26 protein-coding genes are annotated in these 21,642 nt (G+C 70.8%); 10 read left to right on the top strand and 16 right to left on the bottom strand.

Going from position 1 to position 21,642, the window contains the following annotated elements; genetic code table 11:
• Position 1: 1 nt before the first annotated feature.
• The 4 genes from AB0M59_RS36955 to AB0M59_RS36940 all read right to left on the bottom strand — a co-directional run bounded on the left by AB0M59_RS36955 (position 2) and on the right by AB0M59_RS36940 (position 2,528).
• On the bottom strand, positions 2-631 hold the full coding sequence (locus AB0M59_RS36955) for a DUF4360 domain-containing protein (protein ID WP_364624726.1): 630 nt from the start codon (positions 629-631) through the stop codon (positions 2-4).
• Positions 632-907: 276 nt separating this feature from the next.
• Positions 908-1,759 (bottom strand): TIGR03560 family F420-dependent LLM class oxidoreductase, encoded by an 852-nt coding sequence (locus tag AB0M59_RS36950; protein ID WP_364624724.1) that lies wholly within the window; start codon positions 1,757-1,759, stop codon positions 908-910.
• A gap of 2 nt (positions 1,760-1,761) precedes the next feature.
• Positions 1,762-2,127 (bottom strand): VOC family protein, encoded by a 366-nt coding sequence (locus AB0M59_RS36945; protein ID WP_364624722.1) that lies wholly within the window; start codon positions 2,125-2,127, stop codon positions 1,762-1,764.
• Positions 2,124-2,528, bottom strand: coding sequence for a nuclear transport factor 2 family protein (locus AB0M59_RS36940; protein WP_364624720.1), 405 nt, complete (start codon positions 2,526-2,528; stop codon positions 2,124-2,126). Before AB0M59_RS36940 ends, AB0M59_RS36945 begins: the two co-directional genes overlap by 4 nt.
• Before the next feature lie 99 nt (positions 2,529-2,627).
• On the opposite strand from AB0M59_RS36940, the gene AB0M59_RS36935 reads away from it, so the two are divergent.
• Together AB0M59_RS36935 and AB0M59_RS36930 are read left to right on the top strand one after the other, a co-directional pair.
• Entirely contained in the window at positions 2,628-3,059 is a 432-nt protein-coding gene (locus tag AB0M59_RS36935) for a MarR family winged helix-turn-helix transcriptional regulator (protein ID WP_364624718.1), read from the top strand.
• 99 nt (positions 3,060-3,158) lie between these two features.
• A complete protein-coding gene (locus tag AB0M59_RS36930; RefSeq protein WP_364624716.1) occupies positions 3,159-4,139 on the top strand; it encodes a malate dehydrogenase in 981 nt (326 codons plus the stop codon).
• Positions 4,140-4,191: 52 nt separating this feature from the next.
• On the opposite strand, the gene AB0M59_RS36925 is transcribed toward AB0M59_RS36930, so the two are convergent.
• Genes AB0M59_RS36925 through AB0M59_RS36915 form a run of 3 tightly spaced genes read right to left on the bottom strand, consistent with a single transcriptional unit; the run spans position 4,192 to position 5,585 of the window.
• The gene (locus tag AB0M59_RS36925; protein WP_364624714.1) at positions 4,192-4,773 is read right to left on the bottom strand and encodes a dihydrofolate reductase family protein; all 582 of its coding nucleotides are present in this window, start codon (positions 4,771-4,773) and stop codon (positions 4,192-4,194) included.
• Positions 4,770-5,240, bottom strand: a complete 471-nt coding sequence (locus tag AB0M59_RS36920) for an SRPBCC domain-containing protein (protein ID WP_364624713.1) — start codon at positions 5,238-5,240, stop codon at positions 4,770-4,772. The genes AB0M59_RS36925 and AB0M59_RS36920 overlap by 4 nt, the downstream gene beginning before the upstream one ends.
• A gap of 3 nt (positions 5,241-5,243) precedes the next feature.
• Positions 5,244-5,585 (bottom strand): helix-turn-helix domain-containing protein, encoded by a 342-nt coding sequence (locus AB0M59_RS36915; protein WP_364624711.1) that lies wholly within the window; start codon positions 5,583-5,585, stop codon positions 5,244-5,246.
• 125 nt (positions 5,586-5,710) lie between these two features.
• Between AB0M59_RS36915 and AB0M59_RS36910 the strand changes: the two genes are divergently transcribed.
• Positions 5,711-6,301, top strand: a complete 591-nt coding sequence (locus AB0M59_RS36910; protein ID WP_364624709.1) for an ATP-dependent Clp protease proteolytic subunit — start codon at positions 5,711-5,713, stop codon at positions 6,299-6,301.
• Positions 6,302-6,381: 80 nt separating this feature from the next.
• Positions 6,382-7,062, top strand: coding sequence for an SGNH/GDSL hydrolase family protein (locus tag AB0M59_RS36905; protein WP_364624707.1), 681 nt, complete (start codon positions 6,382-6,384; stop codon positions 7,060-7,062).
• 88 nt (positions 7,063-7,150) lie between these two features.
• Here the strand turns inward: AB0M59_RS36905 and AB0M59_RS36900 are convergent, their stop codons facing one another.
• The 4 genes from AB0M59_RS36900 to AB0M59_RS36885 form a co-directional block, all read right to left on the bottom strand.
• Positions 7,151-9,205: a M3 family metallopeptidase gene (locus AB0M59_RS36900; protein ID WP_364624705.1), complete on the bottom strand. Its 2,055-nt coding sequence runs from the start codon at positions 9,203-9,205 to the stop codon at positions 7,151-7,153.
• Between the two features lie 94 nt (positions 9,206-9,299).
• Positions 9,300-10,007, bottom strand: a complete 708-nt coding sequence (locus AB0M59_RS36895) for a histidine phosphatase family protein (protein ID WP_364624703.1) — start codon at positions 10,005-10,007, stop codon at positions 9,300-9,302.
• Positions 10,008-10,056: 49 nt separating this feature from the next.
• On the bottom strand, positions 10,057-10,899 hold the full coding sequence (locus tag AB0M59_RS36890; RefSeq protein WP_364624701.1) for an undecaprenyl-diphosphate phosphatase: 843 nt from the start codon (positions 10,897-10,899) through the stop codon (positions 10,057-10,059).
• 1 nt (position 10,900) lies between these two features.
• On the bottom strand, positions 10,901-11,938 hold the full coding sequence (locus AB0M59_RS36885) for an LLM class F420-dependent oxidoreductase (protein WP_364624699.1): 1,038 nt from the start codon (positions 11,936-11,938) through the stop codon (positions 10,901-10,903).
• A gap of 87 nt (positions 11,939-12,025) precedes the next feature.
• Here AB0M59_RS36885 and AB0M59_RS36880 point away from each other — a divergent pair, with 87 nt between their 5' ends.
• The 3 genes from AB0M59_RS36880 to AB0M59_RS36870 all read left to right on the top strand — a co-directional run bounded on the left by AB0M59_RS36880 (position 12,026) and on the right by AB0M59_RS36870 (position 14,320).
• Positions 12,026-12,994: an aldo/keto reductase gene (locus AB0M59_RS36880; protein ID WP_364624697.1), complete on the top strand. Its 969-nt coding sequence runs from the start codon at positions 12,026-12,028 to the stop codon at positions 12,992-12,994.
• Positions 12,995-13,085: 91 nt separating this feature from the next.
• Complete coding sequence (locus tag AB0M59_RS36875) at positions 13,086-14,099, top strand: hypothetical protein (protein WP_364624695.1); 1,014 nt, start codon at positions 13,086-13,088, stop codon at positions 14,097-14,099.
• A complete protein-coding gene (locus AB0M59_RS36870; RefSeq protein WP_086863416.1) occupies positions 14,096-14,320 on the top strand; it encodes a DUF5703 family protein in 225 nt (74 codons plus the stop codon). The genes AB0M59_RS36875 and AB0M59_RS36870 overlap by 4 nt, the downstream gene beginning before the upstream one ends.
• Positions 14,321-14,326: 6 nt before the next feature.
• Here the strand turns inward: AB0M59_RS36870 and AB0M59_RS36865 are convergent, their stop codons facing one another.
• Genes AB0M59_RS36865 through AB0M59_RS36845 form a run of 5 tightly spaced genes read right to left on the bottom strand, consistent with a single transcriptional unit; the run spans position 14,327 to position 18,615 of the window.
• On the bottom strand, positions 14,327-15,073 hold the full coding sequence (locus tag AB0M59_RS36865; protein ID WP_364624693.1) for an SRPBCC domain-containing protein: 747 nt from the start codon (positions 15,071-15,073) through the stop codon (positions 14,327-14,329).
• A complete protein-coding gene (locus AB0M59_RS36860; RefSeq protein ID WP_364624691.1) occupies positions 15,063-15,659 on the bottom strand; it encodes a helix-turn-helix domain-containing protein in 597 nt (198 codons plus the stop codon). Before AB0M59_RS36860 ends, AB0M59_RS36865 begins: the two co-directional genes overlap by 11 nt.
• A gap of 40 nt (positions 15,660-15,699) precedes the next feature.
• Entirely contained in the window at positions 15,700-16,584 is an 885-nt protein-coding gene (locus AB0M59_RS36855; protein WP_364624689.1) for an alpha/beta hydrolase, read from the bottom strand.
• A complete protein-coding gene (locus AB0M59_RS36850; RefSeq protein ID WP_364624687.1) occupies positions 16,584-17,906 on the bottom strand; it encodes a M20/M25/M40 family metallo-hydrolase in 1,323 nt (440 codons plus the stop codon). Before AB0M59_RS36850 ends, AB0M59_RS36855 begins: the two co-directional genes overlap by 1 nt.
• Positions 17,907-17,961: 55 nt before the next feature.
• Positions 17,962-18,615, bottom strand: a complete 654-nt coding sequence (locus AB0M59_RS36845; protein WP_364624685.1) for a GntR family transcriptional regulator — start codon at positions 18,613-18,615, stop codon at positions 17,962-17,964.
• 114 nt (positions 18,616-18,729) lie between these two features.
• Here AB0M59_RS36845 and AB0M59_RS36840 point away from each other — a divergent pair, with 114 nt between their 5' ends.
• Genes AB0M59_RS36840 through AB0M59_RS36830 form a run of 3 tightly spaced genes read left to right on the top strand, consistent with a single transcriptional unit; the run spans position 18,730 to position 21,607 of the window.
• Positions 18,730-19,497 (top strand): aldolase/citrate lyase family protein, encoded by a 768-nt coding sequence (locus AB0M59_RS36840; RefSeq protein ID WP_364624683.1) that lies wholly within the window; start codon positions 18,730-18,732, stop codon positions 19,495-19,497.
• Complete coding sequence (locus tag AB0M59_RS36835; RefSeq protein WP_364624681.1) at positions 19,494-20,816, top strand: MFS transporter; 1,323 nt, start codon at positions 19,494-19,496, stop codon at positions 20,814-20,816. Before AB0M59_RS36840 ends, AB0M59_RS36835 begins: the two co-directional genes overlap by 4 nt.
• Complete coding sequence (locus AB0M59_RS36830) at positions 20,813-21,607, top strand: carbon-nitrogen hydrolase family protein (protein WP_364624679.1); 795 nt, start codon at positions 20,813-20,815, stop codon at positions 21,605-21,607. The genes AB0M59_RS36835 and AB0M59_RS36830 overlap by 4 nt, the downstream gene beginning before the upstream one ends.
• The last annotated feature ends 35 nt before the right edge of the window (positions 21,608-21,642 follow it).

Below are 21,642 nucleotides of genomic sequence, written 5' to 3'. Positions count from 1 at the left end.
ATCAGGGACAGGACAACCACGCGAAGTGGTACGTGGTCGTGATGCTGCCGTCGGTCGAGTCCATCGTCACGTAGCTCGTCGTCTTCTTCGGATCCGACGTCCCGGCCCCGGCCCGCAATTCCGTGTTGATGTTCAGATTGCGTTCCTCACCACACGGCTTGAACACGATCGCGCCGACTTCCGTCGAATCGGTGAAATGCCAGTCATCCTCGAACGGACCGGCCAGCGGGTGCTGCATGTAGGCCGTCGGAGAATTGCCCTGGAAATAGTAGTTGGCTCTTTCCAGGCCGGTCGCGCCCCGTTCCAGGTGGGCGAATCCGCGATAGTCCGCCTGCGCGATTCCGTAGGTGAACCCCTGCGGGACGTGCACCCGCAGGCCGATCTGGCAGTTCTTCCGGGCGTCCAGCGGACCGGCGCCGACCCCGATCAGCGCCGTGTAAGCGCTGTAGGTGACGGTGAACGCCGTGTTGTCCTGCGAGACGGCCACCGCGGACGTGTTCGGCGGACAGCCCGTGCCAATGGCGTTCACGACGTCGATGACGATTTTGTCGGGCGGCGGAGGAGTGTTCCACGAATGCGGGGTGACCACAGAGGACAGCGCCATTACGGCAGCAACGACCGCAGACAGCATCGGAATCCTTCCCAATACATTCGAATTGGGTACGGGGGCGCCGACCATGGTAGCGAATGGATCATGGTCCGAAACCCCGCTGAACGGAGCAACACGCAGTAGCAGTCCCGCCACGCGGTATACCGATAATTTCGAGCCGTCATTATAGTGAACACGAAGAAATACGACCGGAAAACGATTTCGCGCCCCCGGACCGCCGCCCGCCGTCCGCGATCACCCCGCGACGTCCGGGCTTGATCGTTTCACTCCGCCGGCAGACCCGCGACTCCGCACCCTTCAGGCCACCAGTTCGGCGACCCGCCCCAGTGTCGCGACCCCCGCCGACGACCACGGCCCGGCCGTGATCACGACCGCGTGCTCGATCCCCCACTCCGCGAACTCCCCGCACCGCCGCGCGAACGACTCCGCCGACTCGCCGGGCGAGAGCCGCGTGCTGATCGTCCTCTCGACCTCCCCGTACGGCCGCCCCACCTCGTCGCAGTGGCGCGCGAGCACGGACAGCTTGTGCCGCACCGTCTTCCCGCCGTCCGGGATGTCGAACACGTTGCACGCGTCGGCGTAGCGCGCGACCAGCCGCAGCGTCTTGCGCTCACCAGCGCCGCCGATCAGCACCTTCGGCCGGCGCACCGGCCGCGGAATCCCGATCGGACGGTCCAGGCGGTAGTGCTCGCCCTCGAACGCCGAGTCGTCCCCGGCCCACATCCGCAGCGCGAGCCGGATGGTCTCCTCCATCCGCTCGAACCGCTCGCCCACGGGCGGGAACGGCAGGCCCATCGCCCGCGCCTCGCCGTCGTGGTGCCCGGTGCCGATCCCGAACCGGGCGCGCCCGCCGGAGAGGACGTCGAGCGTCGTGACGGCCTTGATCAGCAGCGCGGGCGGCCGGAACGTCACCGCCGAGACCATCGTGCCCAGCCCGATCCGGCCGGTCCGCGCGGCCAGGAACCCCAGCGTCGTGTACGCCTCGAGCATCGCCGAGTCCGGCGTGCTGTGCGGGTCGGCCTGCAGCAGGTGGTCGGCCACCCACAGCGTGTCCAGCCCGGCGTCGTCGGCCGCCACGGCGATGCCCGCCAGTTCGTCGGTCAGCTTGTCCGGCCACGAGAAGTCCGTGACCCCGATGCTCACCCGCATGGCTACCCCCTCGTCAGCAGTTCCAGGTTGTGGCCGTCCGGGTCCTCGAAGTAGACCCCGCGGCCGCCGTTCAGGTCGTTGACCTCGCCGGCCCGCTCGTGGAACGGGTCCGCCCAATAGGTGATGCCGGCCCGCTCGATCCGCGCCAGCGCGGCGTCGAAGTCGTCGTCGCCGACCAGGAAGGCGTAGTGCTGGCTCGTCACGCGGTCCACCCGCAGGTAGTCGAGCGTGACGCCGTTCGCCAGCCGGATGGGCACGAACGGCCCGGATACCGGCTCGGTCCGCAGGCCGAGGATCCCGGCGAGGAACTCCGCCGACTTCTCCCGGTCGGTCACGCACACGATCGTGTGGTTCAGTTCGACGCTCATCGCGCGGCACCTCCGGGTGCGAACGGCGGCGGGCCGCCGATCGGGCTCAGGTGGATGCCGGCCAGGCGCCAGCGGTCTTCGTCGCGGACCAGGACGTGCGTGGCGCGGAACCGGCCGTCGACCGGGTTGCCCTGGTGCTTGGCGACCTGGGCGTGCACGCCGACGGCGATGGCGGTCGTGCCGAAGTCGCGGACCTCGACCTCGTCCCAGTCCAGCTTCTCGGTGACCAGCGCGCCGCCGCTGTAGCGCGCCAGCCACTGGTCGCGGTCCAGGACGAAGCCGAGCGGGCCGACCAGGCGGAAGCCGTCCGCGGCCAGACCGGCCAGGACCTCGGTGTCCCCACGCTCTTCCGCCGCGGCCCAGACCCGGCCGAACTCGCGGACCTGCTCTTCGGTGCTCATCGCGTTTCCCCTTCCGGTTCGATAAGCACCAACGTTAGATGTCTAACCATTAGATGTCAAACGCTTAGATCTCTCGGTATCTGCGGTAGGGTTCACCCCGTGCCAGCACCTGCCACCACCCCCATCGGCGTCGTCCTCGCCCGCACCGCCAAAACCGCCGGCCGCGCCTTCGACCAGGCCCTCGCCGCCGCCGGCGGCTCCCAGCCCGTCTGGCAGATCCTCATCTCCCTCAAGACCAGACCCGTCGCCAACCAACGCGAACTCGCCGACGCGGTCGGCATCCAGGGCGCCACCCTCACCCACCACCTCAACGGCATGGAAACGGCCGGTCTCGTCACCCGCCGTCGCGACCCCGACAACCGCCGGGTCCACCTCGTCACCCTCACCCCCGACGGCGAACAGCTCTTCCTCCGGCTCGCCTCCGCCGCCATCGCCCACGACGAACGCATGCGGAAAGGCCTGTCCGACACCGAGATCGCCCAGCTCGCCGACCTCCTCCACCGCCTCGCCGCCAACGTCACCGGTACCTGATCGATCCAGCGAGAGTGACTGGACGCACCCGACCCGCGACCACGAGGAGGGATAGGCTCCAGTGCACTAGCCAAAGTCGTCTCAAGCTGGAGAACCGCAATGACCCAAGCCCCTGTCAACGTGACCGTCACCGGCGCCGCCGGCCAGATCGGCTACGCGCTGCTCTTCCGCATCGCGTCCGGTCAGCTCCTCGGCCAGGACGTCCCGGTGAAGCTGCGGCTCCTCGAGATCCCGCAGGCGGTCAAGGCGGCCGAGGGCACCGCCATGGAGCTCGACGACGGCGCGTTCCCGCTCCTGGCCGGCACCGACATCTTCGACGACCCCAAGCAGGCCTTCGAAGGCACCAACATCGCCCTCCTCGTCGGCGCCCGCCCCCGCAGCAAGGGCATGGAGCGCGGCGACCTCCTCGAGGCCAACGGCGGCATCTTCAAGCCCCAGGGCGAAGCCATCAACGCCGGCGCCGCCGACGACATCAAGGTCCTCGTCGTCGGCAACCCCGCCAACACCAACGCCCTCATCGCCCGCTCGCACGCCCCCGACGTGCCGGCCGACCGCTTCACCGCGATGACCCGCCTCGACCACAACCGCGCGCTCGCCCAGCTCTCCAAGAAGCTCGGCGTCCCGGTCACCGAGCTCAAGAAGCTCGCCATCTGGGGCAACCACTCCGCCACCCAGTACCCCTCGGTCCAGCACGCCGAGGTCGGCGGCAAGAGCGTCGAGGTCGACCAGGCCTGGCTCGAGAGCGACTTCATCCCGACCGTCGCCAAGCGCGGCGCCGCCATCATCGAGGCCCGCGGCCTCTCTTCCGCCGCGTCGGCCGCCTCCGCGGCCATCGACCACGTCTACACCTGGGTCAACGGCACCCCGGCCGGCGACTGGACCTCCGCCGGCGTCGTCTCCGACGGCTCCTACGGCGTCGCCGAGGGCATCATCTCGTCCTTCCCGGTCACCGCCAAGGACGGCAAGTACGAAATCGTCCAGGGCCTCGAGATCGACGACTTCTCCCGCGCCCGCATCGACGCCTCCGTCGCCGAGCTCGTCGAGGAGCGCGACACCGTGCAGAAGCTCGGCCTCATCTGAGCCTGACCCACGAAGGGGCCACCGTCCACGCAGGACGGTGGCCCCTTTCTCGTCAGCTGGTCTTCAGCGGCCCGGCGACCTTGTAGGTGCTGAGCAGCACTCCGGACGGCGTCGGCGTCGTCCCGGCGAACTCGAACGTCTGCCCTGGGGTCCCCTCCGCGAAGAGCCGCTTGCCCGTGCCCACCAGCACCGGGTAGACGACCAGCACGACCTCGTCCGCGAGCCCGTGCTCCAGCAGCGCCGACGTCAGCGTGGAACTGCCCGTCACGACCAGCCCCGGCCCGTCCTCCGCCTTGATCCGCCGGACACCCTCGACGAGGTCCGGGCCGACCCCCTCGGCCGGCCCCCAGCCGAGATCGTCCGGACGGTGCGTCACGACGTACTTCTTCGCCGCGTTGAGGCGGTCCGCCATCGGCATGCCCGACACCGTCGGCCAGAACCCCGCGAAGATGTCGTACGTGCGCCGGCCGAGCAGCAGGTCGAACCGCTCACCGTGCGCCGACAGCATCATCTCCGCACCCGCCGGGGTCCGGTACGCCCCGGTCCAGTCGCTGTACGGGAAACCGTCCCCGTCGGCGGAGTTCTGGATCACACCGTCGAGCGACACATGCTCGATGATCTTGAGAGTTCTCATCCGGCCAGCACCTCGTCCAGTTGGGGCATCGCGGCGCGAAGGCCTTCTTCCATGCCCGGGGTCGTCTGTTCCATGGCTTCGACACTCGAAAATCGGGTGACGCTGATCATGCGCGACCCCGTCGGCGTCGCCTCGAAGGCGAACGTCATCGACATCGGCATGGCCTCGTCCTCGGCGTTGTCCTCACCGTCGTCCGCCACGAACGAGGCGATCGGGTCCACCGCCGTGAACTTCCAGGCGCCACTCCACTTCTCCCCGTCCGGCCCCGTCAGGAAGTACTCCGCACGACCACCGACCCGGAAGTCGTGGTGCGTGAAGGTCGCGGGCGCGGACGGCGGACCCCAGAAGCGCTCCAGCTGCCGCGGATCGGCCCAGGCGGCCCACAGGCGTTCTTGCGGAACCGGGAAGTCGGCCACCAGCGTCAGGGTGAGCGCTTCCGGATCTTTGGTCACCGAGGTGACGGGCATCGTTCAAACTTCTTTCGATAGCAGGACATCATCGAGCTGCGCCACTCGTTGACGCCAAACGGACTCGAAGGAGTCGAGGAGTTCACTGGCCCGCCGCAGCCGCGCACGGTCGGCCGCCACCCGCTGCTCGCGGCCGTTCGCGCGCTTGCGGATGAGACCCGCCCGCTCGAGCACGGCGACGTGCTTCTGCACGGCGGCGAAGCTCATCTCGTAGTGCGCGGCGAGCTCGGACACCGACGGCGTTTCGGTGATCGACCGCGCCAGGATGTCGCGGCGCGTGCCGTCGGCCAGGGCGCGGAAGAGCTGGTTGAGCGACTCCTCACTCTCTTCCTGAAGTACAACCATGTGGTTGTACGTTAGCCGACGCCGACCACCCTGGCAAGGCCGCCTTCACTCCGCTCCCCGCGAACACCGCACGCTCACAGCGAAACCACCACCGGACACCCATTCCCGCGCCCTACCGTCGGGCCATGACCACTCTCGCCGTACCCGACATGCAGGCACCGAGTCCCTCACCCGAAGACTCGGTCTACCAACAGCTCCTGCACGACCGCATCGTCTTCCTCGGCTCCGAGGTCAACGACGAGGTGGCCAACCGGCTCATCGCCCAGCTCCTCCTGCTCGCCGCCGACGACCCGGCGAAGGACATCACCTTCTACATCAACTCACCCGGCGGCTCGGTCACCGCCGGCATGGCCATCTACGACACCATGCAGCTCGTCAAACCGGACGTCTCGACCTACGGCCTCGGCTTCGTCGCCTCCATGGGCCAGTTCCTGCTCTCCTCCGGCACCCCCGGAAAGCGCTACCTGCTGCCCAACACGCGGATCGTCATGCACCAGCCCTCGGCCGGCATCGGCGGCGCCGCCACCGACATCGCCATCCAGGCCGAGGTCTTCGGCAAGATGAAACGCCGCATCGCGGAGATCACCGCGAGCCAGACCGGCCAGAGCGTCGAGCGGATCACCACGGACGCCGACCGGGACCGCTGGTTCGACGCGCAAGAAGCCCTCACCTACGGCTTCGTCGACCACATCGTCGCCAACGAGCACACCGCCTGACACGCACCTGGCGGGGAATGCCGGCCCGGTACCAGCCCGGTGTGCGTTCCCCGCCAGCCACGGCCACCAGGCTCGGCTCCATGACGATCACCCTCAAGCCCCACAGCACCGTGCTCTTCGCCGGCGACTCGATCACCGACCTCTGGCGCCCCGACGGCGAAGACCAGTGCGGCTACCCGGCACTCGCCGCGGGCCGATGGTGCTTCCGCTACCCCGACCGGCCCGTCACCTGGCTCAACGCCGGACACGCCGGCGACACGGTGCCCGACCTCGAAGCCCGCTGGTCCACCGACGTCCTCGACGCACACCCCGACGTCGTCTCCATCCTCGTCGGAGTCAACGACAACGGCCGGCACACGTTCGACCCGAACGCCCCGGCGGTCTCCGCCGACGAGTTCGCGGCCGGCTACGACCGCCTGCTCGCCCCGCTCGCCGAGACGGGCACCGAACTGATCCTCATCGAACCGTTCCTTTTGCCGGTCAACGGTGTCGTCGAAGCCGGAATCCACCGCGAAGAAGGCGAACAAGCCGTACTCATCAACGACGACGTGCGCCGGGAATGGCGCGCCGGGCTGAACCCGAAGATCCAGGTCGTACGGGACCTCGCCGCGCGGTTCGACGCGCACCTGCTCGCCGCCGACCGCATGTTCACCGACCTCGCCGCGGCGAGCGGACCGGAACGCTGGTCCGAAGACGGCGTGCACCCGACACCGGCCGGTCACGCCGCACTCGCGGACGCCTGGCTGGATCTGGTCTCTTAGTCGTTGCGGGCTTTGGTGCTACACAGCGCACTGCGGGCCGAGTTTGAAAAACTCGGCCCGCAGTATAGGTCGTTATACAGTTGAAGACTCAGACTCCGTTGAGCCCGCGGCGGGCCAGGAGCGGCTCGATCTCGGGGTCGCGGCCGCGGAAGGCCCGGAACGCGTCCATCGGGTCGATGCTGCCTCCCCTGCCGAGGAGGGTGCGGCGGAAGTGGTCGCCGTTCTCGCGGGTCAGTCCCCCGCTCTCCCGGAACCACTGGACGGTGTCGGCGTCGAGGACCTCGCTCCAGATGTAGGAGTAGTACCCGGCGCTGTAGCCGCCGCTGAACACGTGCGCGAAGTACGTCGTGCGGTAGCGCGGCGGGATGGCTTCGACGGCCACGCCCGCCTTGACGAGCGCGTCGGTCTCGAACCGCTGGACCTCTTCGACGCGGTCGTCGACGCCGAGGCGGTGCCAGGCCTGGTCGAGCAGCGACGCGGCCAGGTACTCGGTGGTCGAGAAGCCTTCGCCGTACTGCTGGGCGGCGAGGAGCTTGTCGACCTGCTCCTGGGGCAGCGCCTCCCCCGTCTCGTGGTGCTTGGCGTAGTTGGCCAGGACCTCCGGCCACAGCATCCACATCTCGTTGACCTGGGACGGGTATTCGACGAAGTCGCGGGGCACGTTGGTGCCGGAGAACGCCGGGTAGCGGACCGAGGAGACCAGGGCGTGCAGCGCGTGGCCGAACTCGTGGAACGCGGTGACGACCTCGTCGAAGGTGAGCAGGGTCGGCTCCCCCGCCGGCGGCTTGCCGACGTTGAGCACGTTGACCACGACCGTCTTGCGGTCCAGCAGCTCGGACTGGTCGACGAAGGTGTTCATCCACGCGCCGCCGCGCTTGGCGTCGCGGGTGTAGAGGTCGAGCAGGTACAGCCCGAGCGGGGTTCCGTCGGTGTCGAACACCTCGAAGGTCCGGACCTCCGGGTGGTACTTGGGGAGGTCGGTCCGTTCGGTGAAGGTGAGGCCGTAGAGCTTGGTGGCGGCGAAGAAGACGCCGTCGAGGTACACGCGGTCGGCTTCGAAGTACGGACGCAGGGCTTCGGTGTCGACGTCGAAGCGCTCGCGGCGGACCTGGGCGGCGTAGTACGGCCAGTCCGACGGGCGCAGCGTCGCGCCGGGAACGTCGGCTTCGAGCAGCTGCTGCAGCTCCGCGGCTTCGGTGCGGGCGTTCGCGACGGCGGCGGGCGCCAGGCGCTCGAGCAGCCCGGCCGCGGCTTCGGCGGTCTTCGCCGTCTCGTCGGCGATGACGTACGCCGCGTGGTTCGGGTAGCCGAGCAGCGCGGCGCGTTCGGCCCGCAGGTGCGCGATCTCGGCGACCAGGGCGTTGTTGTCGAACTCGTTGCCGCGGTTGCCTCGCGCCATCGACGCGGCGTGGATCCGCGCGCGGACGTCGCGGTCGCGCAGCGTCTCCAGCGGCGAGGCCTGGCTCGTCGGCAGGGTCAACGGGATGACGTACTTGCCGTCCTCGCCGCGGGCCGCCGCCGCTTCGGCCGCGGTGGCGATCGCGCCGTCGCCGAAGCCGGCCAGCTCGGCGCGGTCTTCGATCACGACGGCCAGGTCGTTGGTGTCCTTGAGCAGGTTCTGCTGGAACTTCGTCTGCAGGGTGGACAGCTGCCCGTTCAGCTCCCGCAGGCGGCCCTGCTCCGCTTCGCCGAGCCCGGCGCCCGCGCGGCTGAAGTCGAGGTGACGCCGTTCCAGCAGCCGCCGCGACTCCTCGTCCAGGCCGAGTTCCTCACGCCGCGCGTGGAGGGCGTCGATCCGGGCGAACAGCTTCGGGTTCAGGTGGAGGGCGTCGTGGTGGGCGGCCAGCTTCGGCGCGAACTCCGCCTGGATGGCCTGGATCTCGTCGGTGCTGTTGGAGCCGGACAGGTTGTAGAACACGCTCGCCACGCGGCCCAGCAGCTCGCCGGCGCGCTCGAGGGCCACGACGGTGTTCTCGAACGTCGGCTCGGCTTCCTGCGCGGCGATCTGCTCGATCTCCGCCGAGTGTTCGGCCAGGCCCGCCTCGAACGCGGGCCGGTAGTGCTCGTCGGCGATCCGGTCGAAGGGCGGCAGGGCGTAGGGCAGTTCGCTGGGTGCGGCGAACGGGTTGTCCGGCGAAATCATCGGGGCAGGCTCCTGGTGGGGGTACAACACTCGGTCTCGCCACCCTACGTGGTCCCCCGGTGCGGATGTCAGCGCTTTCCGGAGGTGGCCACGCTCACCGGCCGGTGGTACCGCCCACGACGGCGTCGCTGCTCCCGGCGGCCTTCTTGCCCCGCTTCGGCTTGGGCTCCGGCGGCACGATCCCGCGCAGGTCGTCGCTGTGGTCGTTGACCCGCATGACGAACGGCCGGGTCTCGGTGTAGCGCACGACCGAGATCGACGCGGGGTCGACGACGATCCGCTGGAACGCGTCGAGGTGCTGGCCGAGGGCGTCGGCGAGGATGGACTTGATCACGTCGCCGTGGCTGCACAGGAGCCAGACGGCGTGGTCGCCGTGCTCGGCGGTGATCCGGCGGTCGTGCGCGCGGACGGCGGCCACGGACCGGGCCTGCATCGCCGCGAGCCCTTCGCCGCCGGGGAAGACCGCGGCCGAGGCGTGCGCCTGCACGACCCGCCAGAGCGGTTCCTTGGCCAGGTTCTTGAGCTCCTTGCCGGTCCAGTCGCCATAGTCCACTTCGGACAGCCCGGGTTCGACTGTCTTCCCGAGCCCACGCGCGGCGGCCAGCGGGCCGACGGTCTGCTTGCACCGCAGCATGGGCGAAACGACCAGCTCCGCCAGCGGCACGCCGTCGAGGCGAGCGACCAGCTTGTCCGCCTGGGCGCGGCCGGTGTCGTCGAGGTTGACCTTCGGGGACCGCCCGGCCAGGACGCCGGAGCCGTTGGCCGTCGACTTGCCGTGCCTGACCAGAATGACCGTACTCACGAGGCCCACCCTACGTGGGGACCGATCATCGGGTCCCCACGCGGGCGGGTCAGTGGCTGACGGGGCCGGCGTTCGGGTCCAGGGCGCCGGTGAAGATCAGCACGAACAGCAGCACCCCGAGCACCAGCCGGTAGATCACGAACGGCACGAAGCTGCGCCTCTTGATGTAGGCCATCAGCCAGGCGATCACCGCGTAGCCGACGCCGAACGCGACCAGCGTCGCCAGGATCGTCGGGCCCCACTGGGCGGGCACGCCGCCCGAGCCGATGTCCTTGAGCTTGTACACACCCGACCCGAACACCGCCGGCAGCGCCAGCAGGAACGAGTACTCCGCCGCCTCGGCGCGGGTGTAGCCCAGCAGCAGGCCCGCACTCGTCGTGCCACCGGAGCGGGAGACGCCCGGGATCAGCGCCAGCGCCTGGGCGAACCCGAAGCCCAGGCCGTGCGGCACGGTCAGGTGGTCCAGCGTCCGCTCCTGCTTCCCGACGCGGTCGGCGTACAGCAGGATCAGGCCGAACACGATGAGCACGGTGGCGGTGATCCGCAGGTCGCGGAACGCGCTGTCGATCTGGTCCTGCAGCAGCAGCCCGAGCACCACGATCGGCAGCGAGCCGATGATGATCAGCCAGCCGAGGCGCGCGTCCGGGTCACGGCGCCAGTCCGGCTTGTACAGCGAGAAGAACCAGGCCTGCAGGATCCGGCCGATCTTCTTCCCGAAGTAGATGATCACCGCCAGCTCGGTGCCGATCTGGGTGACGGCGGTGAACGCCGCGCCCGGGTCGTCCCAGCCGACGAGCGCCGCGACGATCCGCAGGTGCGCGCTCGAGGAGATCGGGAGGAACTCCGTCAGGCCCTGGACCAGGCCCAGGACGAGTGCTTCGAACCAGCCCACGTCAGGCCACCCCCGCCAGCTCGAGCGCTTCGACGGCGGTGCGCAGCGCGGCCGCCGCGTCCTCCGTGTACGGCGACACCGACAGGGTCGTCACGCCGGCCTCGGCGTATTCGGTCATCTTCTCCGCTATCCGTTCCTTCGGGCCCAGCAGCGACGTCGCGTCGAGGAACTCCAGCGGCACCGCCGCCATCGCCCCCGCCCGGTCGCCGGCCAGGTACTTCTCCTGCACTTCGGCGGCTTCGGCTGCGAAGCCCATCCGGCACGCCAGCCGGTTGTAGAAGTTCTTCTCCTTGCTGCCCATCCCACCGAGGTAGAGCGCCGCGTAGCCGCGGACGGCGTCGGCGCAGGCCCGCCAGTCGTCGCCGGGTACGAGCGGCACGGTCGGGACGACGTCGAAGCCGTCCAGGGTGCGGCCGGCCCGTCCGGCGCCGGTCCGCAGCTGCGCCAGCTGCTCCCCCGCGTGCGCCGGCGAGAAGAACACCGGCAGCCAGCCGTCGGCGATCTCGCCCGTCAGCTCGAGGTTCTTCGGGCCGATCGCGGCCAGGTAGAGCGGGATGTGCTTGCGGGCGGGCCGGACGGTCAGCCGCAGCGCCTTGCCGGGCCCGTCCGGCAGCGGCAGCGTGAAGTGCTCACCGTCGTGGACGAGCCGCTCGCGCCGCAGCGCCTTCCGCACGATCTCGGCGTACTCGCGGGTGCGGCCCAGCGGCGAGGCGAACCGCACGCCGTGCCAGCCCTCGGACACCTGCGGCCCGGACACGCCGAGCCCCAGCCGGAAGCGGCCGCCCGAGAGCGTGTCGAGGGTCGCGGCGGTCATCGCGGTCATCGCCGGGGTCCGGGCCGGGATCTGCAGCACGGCGGCGCCGACGTCGATCCGCGACGTCCGCGCCGCGATCCAGGTCAGCACGGTGACGGCGTCCGAGCCGTACGCCTCCGCCGCCCACACGACGGCGTAGCCCAGTTCGTCCGCTTGTTTCGCCAGCGCCAGGTTCGAGGGGTCGTTCCCCGCTCCCCAGTAGCCGAGATTCAGTCCGAGTCGCACGGGGCCAGACCCTAACGGGGGCCCTTGTGGGCGACACGACTCACCTTGGTCAGGTTCGGGAGGGGCCGCCCACTAGGCTCGGCGGTCGTGGAAAAGCGACTGCTCGGCCGCTCGGGACTGCGCGTCTCGCGGATGGCGCTCGGCACCATGACCTGGGGTGGCGACACCGACGCGGAAGAGGCAGCCAGCCAGCTGGTCGCCTTCGTGGACGCCGGCGGCACCCTGGTGGACACGGCCGACATCTACGGCGAGGGCGAGAGCGAGCGGGTGCTCGGTTCCCTGCTCGGCGACCTCGTGCCCCGCGACGACGTCGTCCTCGCGACCAAGGCGGTCGCCCGGCGCGACGACGGCCCGTTCGGCGGCGGCGCCTCGCGCGGCGCCCTGCTCACCGCGCTCGACGGCTCGCTCAAGCGGCTCGGCACCGACCACGTCGACCTGTGGCAGCTGCACGCCTGGGACACCTGCGTGCCGATCGCCGAGACCCTCGCCGCCCTCGAGTACGCCGTGACCAGCGGCAAGGCTCGCTACGTCGGCGTCTCGAACTACGCCGGCTGGCAGCTGGCGACGGCCGCCGCCGGCGCTGCGGCGGTCGCGCCGATCGTCTCCACGCAGGTCGAGTATTCACTGCTGGAACGCGGGGTGGACCGCGAGGTCGTCCCGGCCGCCGAGCACCACGGCGTCGGGCTGCTGCCCTGGGCGCCGCTGGGCCGCGGCGTGCTGACCGGCAAGTACCGCACCGGCACGCCCGCCGACTCGCGCGGCGCGAACAGCGCGTACGCCGGTTACGTCGAGCACCACCGCACCGACCGGGCCGCCCGGATCGTGCAGGCGGTGGCCACCGCGGCGGACGGGCTGGGCACGTCACCGCTGGCCGTCGCGCTGGCCTGGGTCCGCGACCGGCCCGGCGTCGTGGCCCCGGTCGTGGGCGCCCGGGACACCGGTCAGCTCACCGGCTCACTGGCGGCGGAGGACATCACCCTCCCGCCGGCGATCCGCTCGGCACTCGACGACGTCAGCGCGATCGAGGCCAGCTACCCGGAGCGGTGGCCGCGGTAGGTGTCTGTTGGGTGACATGCACGTGACGGCAAGACGATCGTGGAGGATGCTGATGGAGACCGCCCGTCGAGGGACATCTGGAGGCAGCAACGTGCGTCGGTTCGCCGCCGTGTCGTGGGTCGCGATCCCGCTCGCCGGTGTCCTGGTGCTCTCGGGCTGCTCGTCGGCCAAGTCCGACGGCGACGACCTGCAGATCGTCGCGAACCCCGTGGCGGCGAAGCCGGCGGTCTCCCCCGCCGTGACCGTGCAGCCGGCCGGTCAGGTGCTCGCCACCGCAGCGGTGTCGGCCGTCGCCGTCGACGCGCGGACCTCGACCCTCGTCCTCGCGCTTTCCGAGCCGCCGTCGCTGCGGCTGTACGACCTGAACGCGCTCGCGTCACCCCCGGTGAATATGCCGTTATACGGCAAGGCGGAGAAGCTGACGGTGGCGCCGGGGCGGGTCGAGATCGCGGAGCCGGCTCAGGGTGTGGTGCAGCAGCTGACGTTGCCGGACCGGAAGCTGACCGAGACGAGGACGGGCGGGCAGCCGGCGTCGAGCATCGCCTACGGCGCCGATCGGCTGGTCGCGATGGGTACGGCGAAGGACATTCAGCTGCTGCCCGCGAATGGTCCGGCGCGGACGATCGGCGGGCAGCTCTACAGCGCCGACGACGTCGTCGACACCGGGAAGGGTGTCGTGGTGCTGGATCGGCTGCGCACGGCCGTGTTCTCGGTCGACGTCGCCGCCGGGAAGGTCAACGAGGGCCTGCGCGCGGGTGACGGTGCCGCGAACGCCGTGGCGGACTCCTACGGGCGGGTGCTGGTGACGGACGCGCGGGCGGGCGCGTTGATCGCGTTCTCGGCGTCGCCGCTGATCATGCGGCAGCGGTACCCGGTGCCGGGTGGTGCGTACGGGATCGCCTACGACGCGAAGCGGAGCCTGGCCTGGGTGACGCTGACCGGACGCAACGAGGTGGTCGGGTTCGACATCCGCGGGGGCGAGCCCGTCGAGAAGTTCAGGTTCCCCACCGTGCGCCAGCCGGACTCGGTCGGGGTGGACGAAACCAGTGGCCGGGTGATCATCGGCTCGGCCGCCGGAGAAGGGACCCAGGTGATCCAGCCATGACGACGGTCAGCGAGGCGGTGGTCGAAGGGGATTGGGAGTATCGCCGCCTGCACCTCCCCCCGGGTGTGTCCCGGCGTGCGGCGGCGATCCAGCTCTCCATCCACGCGGAGTTCGCGGGCTGGGAACTGCGCACCGTGCGGCTCTACGCCGACGGCACGCGCCGGGTCTGGCTGCGCCGCAAGAAGACGGCGCAGAGCCTTCCCGGCGCGCTGCCGACCTGACGGCGCTCAGCCGAACACGCGGTCGAGCCACTCGCTCCAGGCCTTCTCCTCGACTTCGGAGTCGGCGCCCGGGGTGAAGACGTGGTGCGCGGCGATCATCGGGCCGTGGAAGCCGCGCAGGAACCGGATCATCGCGTCCGCGGTCCGGACCCCGGCGTTCTGGTCGTTCACGGCGTAGACGACACCTTCCTGCGGCGCCCGGCCGGGCAGCTCGACCCGCACCCGGTCGCCCTCGGCGGGCCGCGCCGGCAGCCCGAGCGCGGTGCCGAGCCGGGCCCACGCGGCGGGCCAGTCCCCCACCGGCGGGCCGAACGCGGTGACCGGCACCGCCGCGCGCCCGGCGAAGTGTGTGACGTACTCGACCAGGGTGCGGAAGAACATCGCGCCGCCGCCGGTCATCGCCTCGAACTCGTCCTCCCAGTCGTCGCCGGGCAGGAACCCGGTCGTGACGCAGCGGACCACCGAGCTGCCGCCGTCGCGGCCCTCGACGAGGAACTCGTAGGCGATCTTCCGCCCGTCGGGCCCGGGTTCGTTGCCGTAGACGAGCTTCTCGAGCGGGTTCCACTCGCGGATCCGGTACTCGGGCTCGTACCCGCCGAACGCACCGCGGATGACGCCGCCGGTGCCGCCCTCGACCTCGTTGCGGCCCATGAACCACGAGTCGATGCCCGGCCCGGTGGCGATGGCCGCCCACACCTGTTCCGGCGTCGCCTCGACCTCGGCGACGTCGGTCAGCTCGAACTCATGCCCCACGGGAGTCCTCCGGGATGCTCGGGTGGACGGCGACGACCACCCGGTGCGGGCGGCCCTTCTCGGCCGTTTCGTCGTGGTACTTGCCGACCAGGCCGGTGACCGCGGTCGCGAGCTCTTCGGCGAACGCGGCCCGGTCGGCCGCGGAGGCGAACCGGATCTCACCGTCGATCGCGAAGGTCGCGACGCGCTGCTTCGCTTTCTCCCCGCCGGTGATCAGCAGGCCGACGTCGCGCACGAGCCGGCCGGCGACGGCGAGCAGCCAGCGGGCCGAAAGCCGGTCCGGCGACTGGGCCGGGTCGGGCTGGACGGCGGCCAGCGCGGCCGGCGAGATGACGTACGACGACGCCGTCGCGCGCATCATCCGTTCGGTGACGTTGCCCTTCCGCCGCTCCTCGACCAGCTCGACCAGGCCGTGCGCCTCGAGCGTCCGCAGGTGGTAGTTGACCTTCTGGCGCGGGAGGCCGACCCGCGCGGCCAGCATGGTCGCCGACGCCGGCTCGGCCAGTTCGGCCAGCAGCCGGGCGCGGACCGGGTCCAGCGACACCTCGGCCGCCGACGCGTCTTCGATCACCGCCACGGAGAACATGGGACCAGCGTCGTACCGAACAGAGAAGTTGTCAAGAACCCTAGTCTTGTCGGTGACTGGCGTTGACCACGGCGACGACCCGCGGCAGGACCTGCGCCGCGGCCTCCAGCGGCACGACGTGCCCGACGCCGGGCAGCACCACCACCGTCCCGTCGTCGAGGCCGCCGGCCCACTGCTCGACGTCGGACGCGCGGACGATCCGGTCCCGCTCCCCCACGATCGCCGTCACCGGCAGGCCGCTGACCTGCGCCAAGGCCGAGTCACGGGCATAGGCGTCCAGTGCCGGGCGGAACAGCGACACCGTGTGCGGCCAGTTGCCGCGGATCATCTTCACGGTCAGCTCGACCAGCTCCGGGTCCGGGTCGTCGCCGAACAGCCACCACCGCAGGCCTGCGCTCACCGCGCGGCTCGTGTGCTCCCGGACCACGCCGAAGACCTTCGAGCCGAGCACCGCTTCGAGGTCGCGGGCCAGCTTGCCCAGCGCGTTCGGCCAGGCCGCCGACACCTCGGTCGCCAGGGTTCCGGACGCCGTCGCGAGCAGCACGAGCCCCGACACGCGCGCGGCGAACAGCTCCGGGTGCCGCTGGGACAGCGACATGATGGCCAGGCCGCCCATGTCGTGCCCCACCAGCACCACCCGGCCTTCGGGAACTTCGCGCTCGACCAGCTCGGCGAGGTCGTCGCCGAGCTGCGCCATCGTCGCCGTGCCGCGCCGCGCCCGCCCGGACCCGCCGTGGCCGCGCTGGTCGTAGGTCAGCACGGCCACCGGACCGTCGGCCGCGTCCGGCACCAGCGGCGCGATCCGGCCCCAGCTGCGCTGGTCGAGCGCGTAGCCGTGGACGAACACCACGGTCACCGGCGCGGCCGGGTCGCCCCTGCGGACCACCTGCAGGGACGTCCCGTCGGCGAGCGCGAACGCGGTCATCAGGACGTGCGCAGGAACCGGTCCAGCACGCGGGTGCCGAACTTCAGCGCCTCGACCGGGACGCGCTCGTCGACGCCGTGGAAGAGCGCCGAGAAGTCCAGGTCGGCCGGCAGCTTGAGCGGCGCGAAGCCGAAGTTGCGGATCCCGAGGTCCTGGAACGACTTCGCGTCGGTGCCGCCGGAAAGCATGTACGGCAACGTCTTCGCGCCCGGGTCCTCGGCCAGCACGGCGGCGGTCATGGCGTCGACGAGGGCGCCGTCGAACGTCGTCTCGACCGGCGGGAGCTCCATCCACTCCTTCTCGATGTCCGGCCCGAGCAGCTCTTCGAGCTCGCGGTCGAACGCCTCCAGGCGGCCCGGCAGGATCCGGCAGTCCACCGCGGCCTCGGCGACCGACGGGATGACGTTCGACTTGTACCCGGCGGTGAGCATGGTCGGGTTGGCGGTGTCGCGGAGGGTAGCGCCGATCATCCGGGAGATGTTGCCCAGCTTGGCGACCGAGCCTTCGAGGTCGTCCTCGGGGAAGTCCCAGCCGGTGATCTCGGTGACGCCGGCGAGGAACTCCCTGACGGAGTCGGTCAGCACGAGCGGGAAGCGGTGGTTGCCGAGCTTCGCGACGGCTTCGGCCAGCTTCGTCACCGCGTTGTCGCGGTGGATCATCGAGCCGTGCCCGGCGGTGCCGCGCACGCGCAGCTTCATCCAGCGGATGCCCTTCTCCGCCGTCTCGATCAGGTACGCGCGGACGTCGTCCTTGAGCGTGATCGAGAAGCCGCCGACCTCGCTGATCGCCTCGGTGACGCCTTCGAACAGCTCCGGCCGGTTCTCGACGAGCCACTGGGCGCCGTACTTGCCGCCCGCCTCCTCGTCGGCGAGGAAGGCGAAGACGAGGTCGCGCGGGGGCACGACGTTGTTCATCTTGTAGTGCCGGGCCAGCGCGAGCGCCATCCCGCACATGTCCTTCATGTCGACCGCGCCGCGGCCCCAGACGTAGTCGTCCTGGATCGCGCCCGAGAAGGGGTGGACCGACCATTCGGACGGGTCGGCGGGGACGGCGTCGAGGTGGCCGTGGATGAGCAGGCCGCCCCGCTCGCGATCGGCCCCTTCGAGCCGGACGATCACGTTGTGCCGGTTCTTCCCGCCCGACTCGACGTAGGTGATCTCGTAGCCGGCGTCGGTCAGCTTCTCCGCGACGTACTCGGCCGCGGCCCGCTCGCCGACCAGCGTGTCGGGGTCGCCGGTGTTGGTCGTGTCGATGCGGATGAGCTCGCTGGTCAGCGTGACGGCCTCGGCCGCGGCGACTTCGATCAGGTTCGGTTCGGTCACCGGCCATTCCTATCACCCGCGCGGCCGGTGCCGCTGGTCGCCGACGCGGGTGGGATCAGCCGCGGTCCAGGGCCGAGACCACTTCGGACACCGGGCGCAGGTGCTGGTTCAGCACCCGCGACGCCTCGTCGGCGTCGTGGGCGTCCAGCGCCGCCACCAGCGCGCGGTGCTCGGCGTCGATGACCGGCAGCCGTTCCGGCCGGGCCTCGAGCGCCCGCACCGCGACCCGCTGCTGCCGCGACCGCAGTGTGTCGTACAACTCCGTCAGCACGCTGTTGCCCGCCGCGTTGACGATGGCGCGGTGGAAGGAGCGGTCCAGGCCGGACACCGCGAACCAGTCGCGGGCCTTCCCCGCGCGGTCCATCTCCTCGATCAGGCCGGCCATCTCCGCGGGCGCTCCCGCGCGGGCCGCGCAGACCTCCGCGATCGCGTGCCCCTCGATCAGCCGGCGGCTCTGGTAGACCTCCGCCAGTTCGCGCGCGGTCACCGTGCGGACCTGGGCGCCCTTGCGCGGGAGCAGGCTGATGAAGCGCTCGGCCTCCAGGCGGTGGAACGCCTCGCGGACCGGCGTCCGGGACACCCCGACCACGCCCGAGACCCACTGCTCGTCCAGGAACCGGCCGCCTTCGAGCTCGCCCGCGATGATCCCGTCCCGCAGCCAGGCGTACACGCGGTCCCGCGCCGGCCCGGCCGGTGCGCTGGTGGTCATGCCACTCCCCTCGTCCGGCCGTCAGCTTAGCGTCTGGACCCATGAATATCCATCGTGTATACACGGTGCACACAACGACCGGAGCTACCGTCGTCCGTGCGCAGGAGGTTTCCGTTGGCTTCAGCACAGTCCCCAGTCCCCGCCGACCGGCGCTACGCCGTCTGGCTCTCGGACCCGTCGTTCGCGACCGCCGAGATCGCCCGCGGGATCGGCTACGGCGCCGCCGTCCTCGACATCGAGCACGGCGCCTTCGACCTGGCCGACCTCGAGCGGTTCGTCCCGTTCCTGCGCACACTCGGGCTGGAGGTGCTCGCCAAGGTCCTCGGCCCCGAGCGCGGCCCGATCCAGCAGGCGCTCGACTTCGGCGCCGACGCGGTCGTCATCCCGCACGTCGAGAACGCGCCGCACGCCAAGGCCGTCACGGCGTTCGCGAAGTTCCCGCCCCTGGGTGACCGCAGCTTCGCGGGCGGGCGCACCACCGGCTACCGCGGCTTCACCGACGAGTGGGTCGCCGAGCAGGACCGCGGCACCCGCTGCCTGCCGATGATCGAGGACGCCGGCGCGCTCGAGGACATCGCCGAAATCCTCGCACTGGACACTGTGGACGGTGTCTTCGTCGGGCCGTCGGACCTGTCCCTGCGCCGCGAACGCGGCGCGTACACCCGTGACCCCGGGGACTTCGCCGACCTGAAGCGCGTCGCCGACGCCGCCCGCGCGGCCGGCAAGCCGTGGGTCCTGCCCGCGTGGAGCCGGGAGGAGAAGGAGTTCGCCCTCGCCCACGGCGCCGGGCAGCTCGCGCTGACCATGCAGCACGGCGCACTCGCCGCCGGCCTGACCGCGGCCTTCGACGAGACCACGTCGCTCGCGAAGGAGGCGCGATGACGACCACGGAGCGGACCAAGTCCCGCATCGCGGGCCGCACGCGCTGGACGATCGCCGGCGTGCTCGGCGTCGGCTCGTTCGTCAACTACGTCGACCGCGTCAACCTGTCCATCGCCGGGCCGGAGATGATGCGCGAGTTCCACCTGAGCGCGGCCCAGCTCGGCGTCGTCGCCTCGGCGTTCCTCTGGACGTACGCGGTGCTGCAGCTGCCGATCGGCGCGATCATCGACCGGATCGGTGTCCGCTGGGTCAACCGCGCGGCCGCCATCCTGTGGGCGATCGCGTCGTTCCTGACGGCGTCGGCGGGCGGGCTCGGCCTGCTGCTGTTCTCGCGGCTGGTGCTCGGGTTCGGCGAGGCGCCCACCATCCCGGCGGGCTGGAAGGCGATCGGGCAGTGGTTCCCGCGCAGTGAACGCGGCCGCGCCACCGCGATCTTCGACGGCTGCGCCAAGATCTCCAACGTCCTCGGCATCCCGGTGATGGCCTTCCTCGTGACGGTGTTCAGCTGGCACGCGGCGTTCCTCTTCACCGGCGTCCTCAGCCTCGGCTACCTGCTGGTGTGGTGGCTGCTGTACCTGACGCCGAAGCAGGCCCTCGCCCGCGGCCGGCTGTCTCCCGAGGAGTTCGCGTACCTGCGCGAGGGCGGCGCCGACGACGAAGACGCGCCGGCACCCCCTTCGCTGACCGGGCTCGGTCACCTGCTGCGCCGCCGCAAGACCTGGGGCCTCGCGCTCGGCTACGCGTCCTACACCTACGCGTACTACGTGCTGCTGACCTGGCTGCCGGGTTACCTCGAGAAGCAGTTCGGCGTGAAGCTCCTCGCCGGCGGCTTCTACACGATGATCCCGTGGCTGGTCGCCGTGCTCGCGCAGTTCCTCGTCGGTGGGATCGTGCTGGACCGCCTGATCGCCCGCACCGGCAACGAAACGAAGGCGCGGCGGATCGTGCTGGTGACGAGCATGCTGGTCTCGCTGTCCGTCGCCGGTGCCGCGTACGCCGGTTCGGTCGCCACGGCGCTGGTGTTCCTGTCGGTCGGCGCCGCCGGGCTCGCCGTGTCGGTGCCGGCCGGGTCCAGCATCGTCGCCGTCATCGCGCCGGAAGGCTGCTCCGGCACCCTCGGCGGGCTGGTCAACTTCGTCGCGAACATGATCGGCATCGCCGCACCGATCGTGACCGGCGCCGTCGTGGACGTGACGGGCTCGTTCGCCGGCGCGTTCCTCGTCACCGGCGTGGTGCTGCTCGCCGGGATCTTCTGCTACACGGTCGTGCTCGGCAAGCTCGACCGCATGCCCGCCGCCCCCAGGAAGGAAACCGCATGACGCACGTGGCTCTCGCGCAGTTCGCGCCCGGTGACGACAAGCCCGCCAACCTCGCGCTGATCACGAAGCTGGTGGGCGACGCGGCCGACCGGGGCGCCCGGGTGGTGGTGCTGCCCGAGTACGCGATGTTCACCGTCCCCGCGATGGACCACCGGTTCGTCGACGCCGCCGAGGACCTCGACGGCGAGTTCGTCACCGGTCTCCGCGATCTGGCGCAGGAGCGCGGCGTCGCGATCGTGGGAGGGATGAACGAACGCCTCGACGGCTCGCGGATCTCCAACACCCTCGTCGCGGCCGGCCCGGACGGGTCCGTGGCGGCGCTCTACCGGAAGATCCACCTGTACGACGCCTTCGGCTTCCGCGAGTCCGACGTCGTCCGCGCCGGGGAGATCACCGAGCCGGAGACGTTCGAGGTCGACGGCGTCCGCTTCGGCCTCCAGACCTGCTACGACCTGCGCTTCCCCGAGGTGACCCGGCGGCTGGCCGACGCGGGTGCGCAGGTCGTGCTGCTGCCGGCGGAATGGGTGCCCGGGCCGCTGAAGGAGTACCACTGGAGCACGCTCGTCCGTGCCCGCGCGATCGAGAACACGCTCTACGTCGCCGCGGCGGGTCAGGCGGCGCCGACCGGGTCGGGCACCAGCATGCTCGTCGACCCGATGGGCGTGGTCGTCACCTCCCTCGGCGAGCAGACCGGAGTGGCCGTCGGCGAGGTCTCCGCCGAACGGATCGCCGAGGTGCGGGCGAAGAACCCGGCTCTCGAGTTGCGGCGGTTCACGGTGGCACCCCGCTGACCGACTGACTCATCAGTCAAAGAGCCATCGCAACT

It is taken from the genome of Amycolatopsis sp. NPDC051371 (assembly GCF_040682155.1).
In the GTDB taxonomy this organism is placed as follows: domain Bacteria; phylum Actinomycetota; class Actinomycetes; order Mycobacteriales; family Pseudonocardiaceae; genus Amycolatopsis.
This window is presented reverse-complemented; position numbering and strand designations above follow the sequence as displayed.

What these genes read in the sequence shown, in the direction of transcription:
- AB0M59_RS36950 (WP_364624724.1), bottom strand. Translation starts at nt 1,759, where the DNA reads ATGCGGGTGAGCATCGGGGTCACGGACTTCTCGTGGCCGGACAAGCTG.
- AB0M59_RS36845 (WP_364624685.1), bottom strand. Translation starts at nt 18,615, where the DNA reads ATGACCACCAGCGCACCGGCCGGGCCGGCGCGGGACCGCGTGTACGCC.
- AB0M59_RS36915 (WP_364624711.1), bottom strand. Translation starts at nt 5,585, where the DNA reads ATGGTTGTACTTCAGGAAGAGAGTGAGGAGTCGCTCAACCAGCTCTTC.
- AB0M59_RS36920 (WP_364624713.1), bottom strand. Translation starts at nt 5,240, where the DNA reads ATGCCCGTCACCTCGGTGACCAAAGATCCGGAAGCGCTCACCCTGACG.
- AB0M59_RS36955 (WP_364624726.1), bottom strand. Translation starts at nt 631, where the DNA reads ATGCTGTCTGCGGTCGTTGCTGCCGTAATGGCGCTGTCCTCTGTGGTC.
- AB0M59_RS36900 (WP_364624705.1), bottom strand. Translation starts at nt 9,205, where the DNA reads ATGATTTCGCCGGACAACCCGTTCGCCGCACCCAGCGAACTGCCCTAC.
- AB0M59_RS36870 (WP_086863416.1), top strand. Translation starts at nt 14,096, where the DNA reads ATGACGACGGTCAGCGAGGCGGTGGTCGAAGGGGATTGGGAGTATCGC.
- AB0M59_RS36910 (WP_364624709.1), top strand. Translation starts at nt 5,711, where the DNA reads ATGACCACTCTCGCCGTACCCGACATGCAGGCACCGAGTCCCTCACCC.
- AB0M59_RS36855 (WP_364624689.1), bottom strand. Translation starts at nt 16,584, where the DNA reads ATGACCGCGTTCGCGCTCGCCGACGGGACGTCCCTGCAGGTGGTCCGC.
- AB0M59_RS36830 (WP_364624679.1), top strand. Translation starts at nt 20,813, where the DNA reads ATGACGCACGTGGCTCTCGCGCAGTTCGCGCCCGGTGACGACAAGCCC.
- AB0M59_RS36925 (WP_364624714.1), bottom strand. Translation starts at nt 4,773, where the DNA reads ATGAGAACTCTCAAGATCATCGAGCATGTGTCGCTCGACGGTGTGATC.
- AB0M59_RS36860 (WP_364624691.1), bottom strand. Translation starts at nt 15,659, where the DNA reads ATGTTCTCCGTGGCGGTGATCGAAGACGCGTCGGCGGCCGAGGTGTCG.
- AB0M59_RS36835 (WP_364624681.1), top strand. Translation starts at nt 19,494, where the DNA reads ATGACGACCACGGAGCGGACCAAGTCCCGCATCGCGGGCCGCACGCGC.
- AB0M59_RS36940 (WP_364624720.1), bottom strand. Translation starts at nt 2,528, where the DNA reads ATGAGCACCGAAGAGCAGGTCCGCGAGTTCGGCCGGGTCTGGGCCGCG.
- AB0M59_RS36945 (WP_364624722.1), bottom strand. Translation starts at nt 2,127, where the DNA reads ATGAGCGTCGAACTGAACCACACGATCGTGTGCGTGACCGACCGGGAG.
- AB0M59_RS36905 (WP_364624707.1), top strand. Translation starts at nt 6,382, where the DNA reads ATGACGATCACCCTCAAGCCCCACAGCACCGTGCTCTTCGCCGGCGAC.
- AB0M59_RS36930 (WP_364624716.1), top strand. Translation starts at nt 3,159, where the DNA reads ATGACCCAAGCCCCTGTCAACGTGACCGTCACCGGCGCCGCCGGCCAG.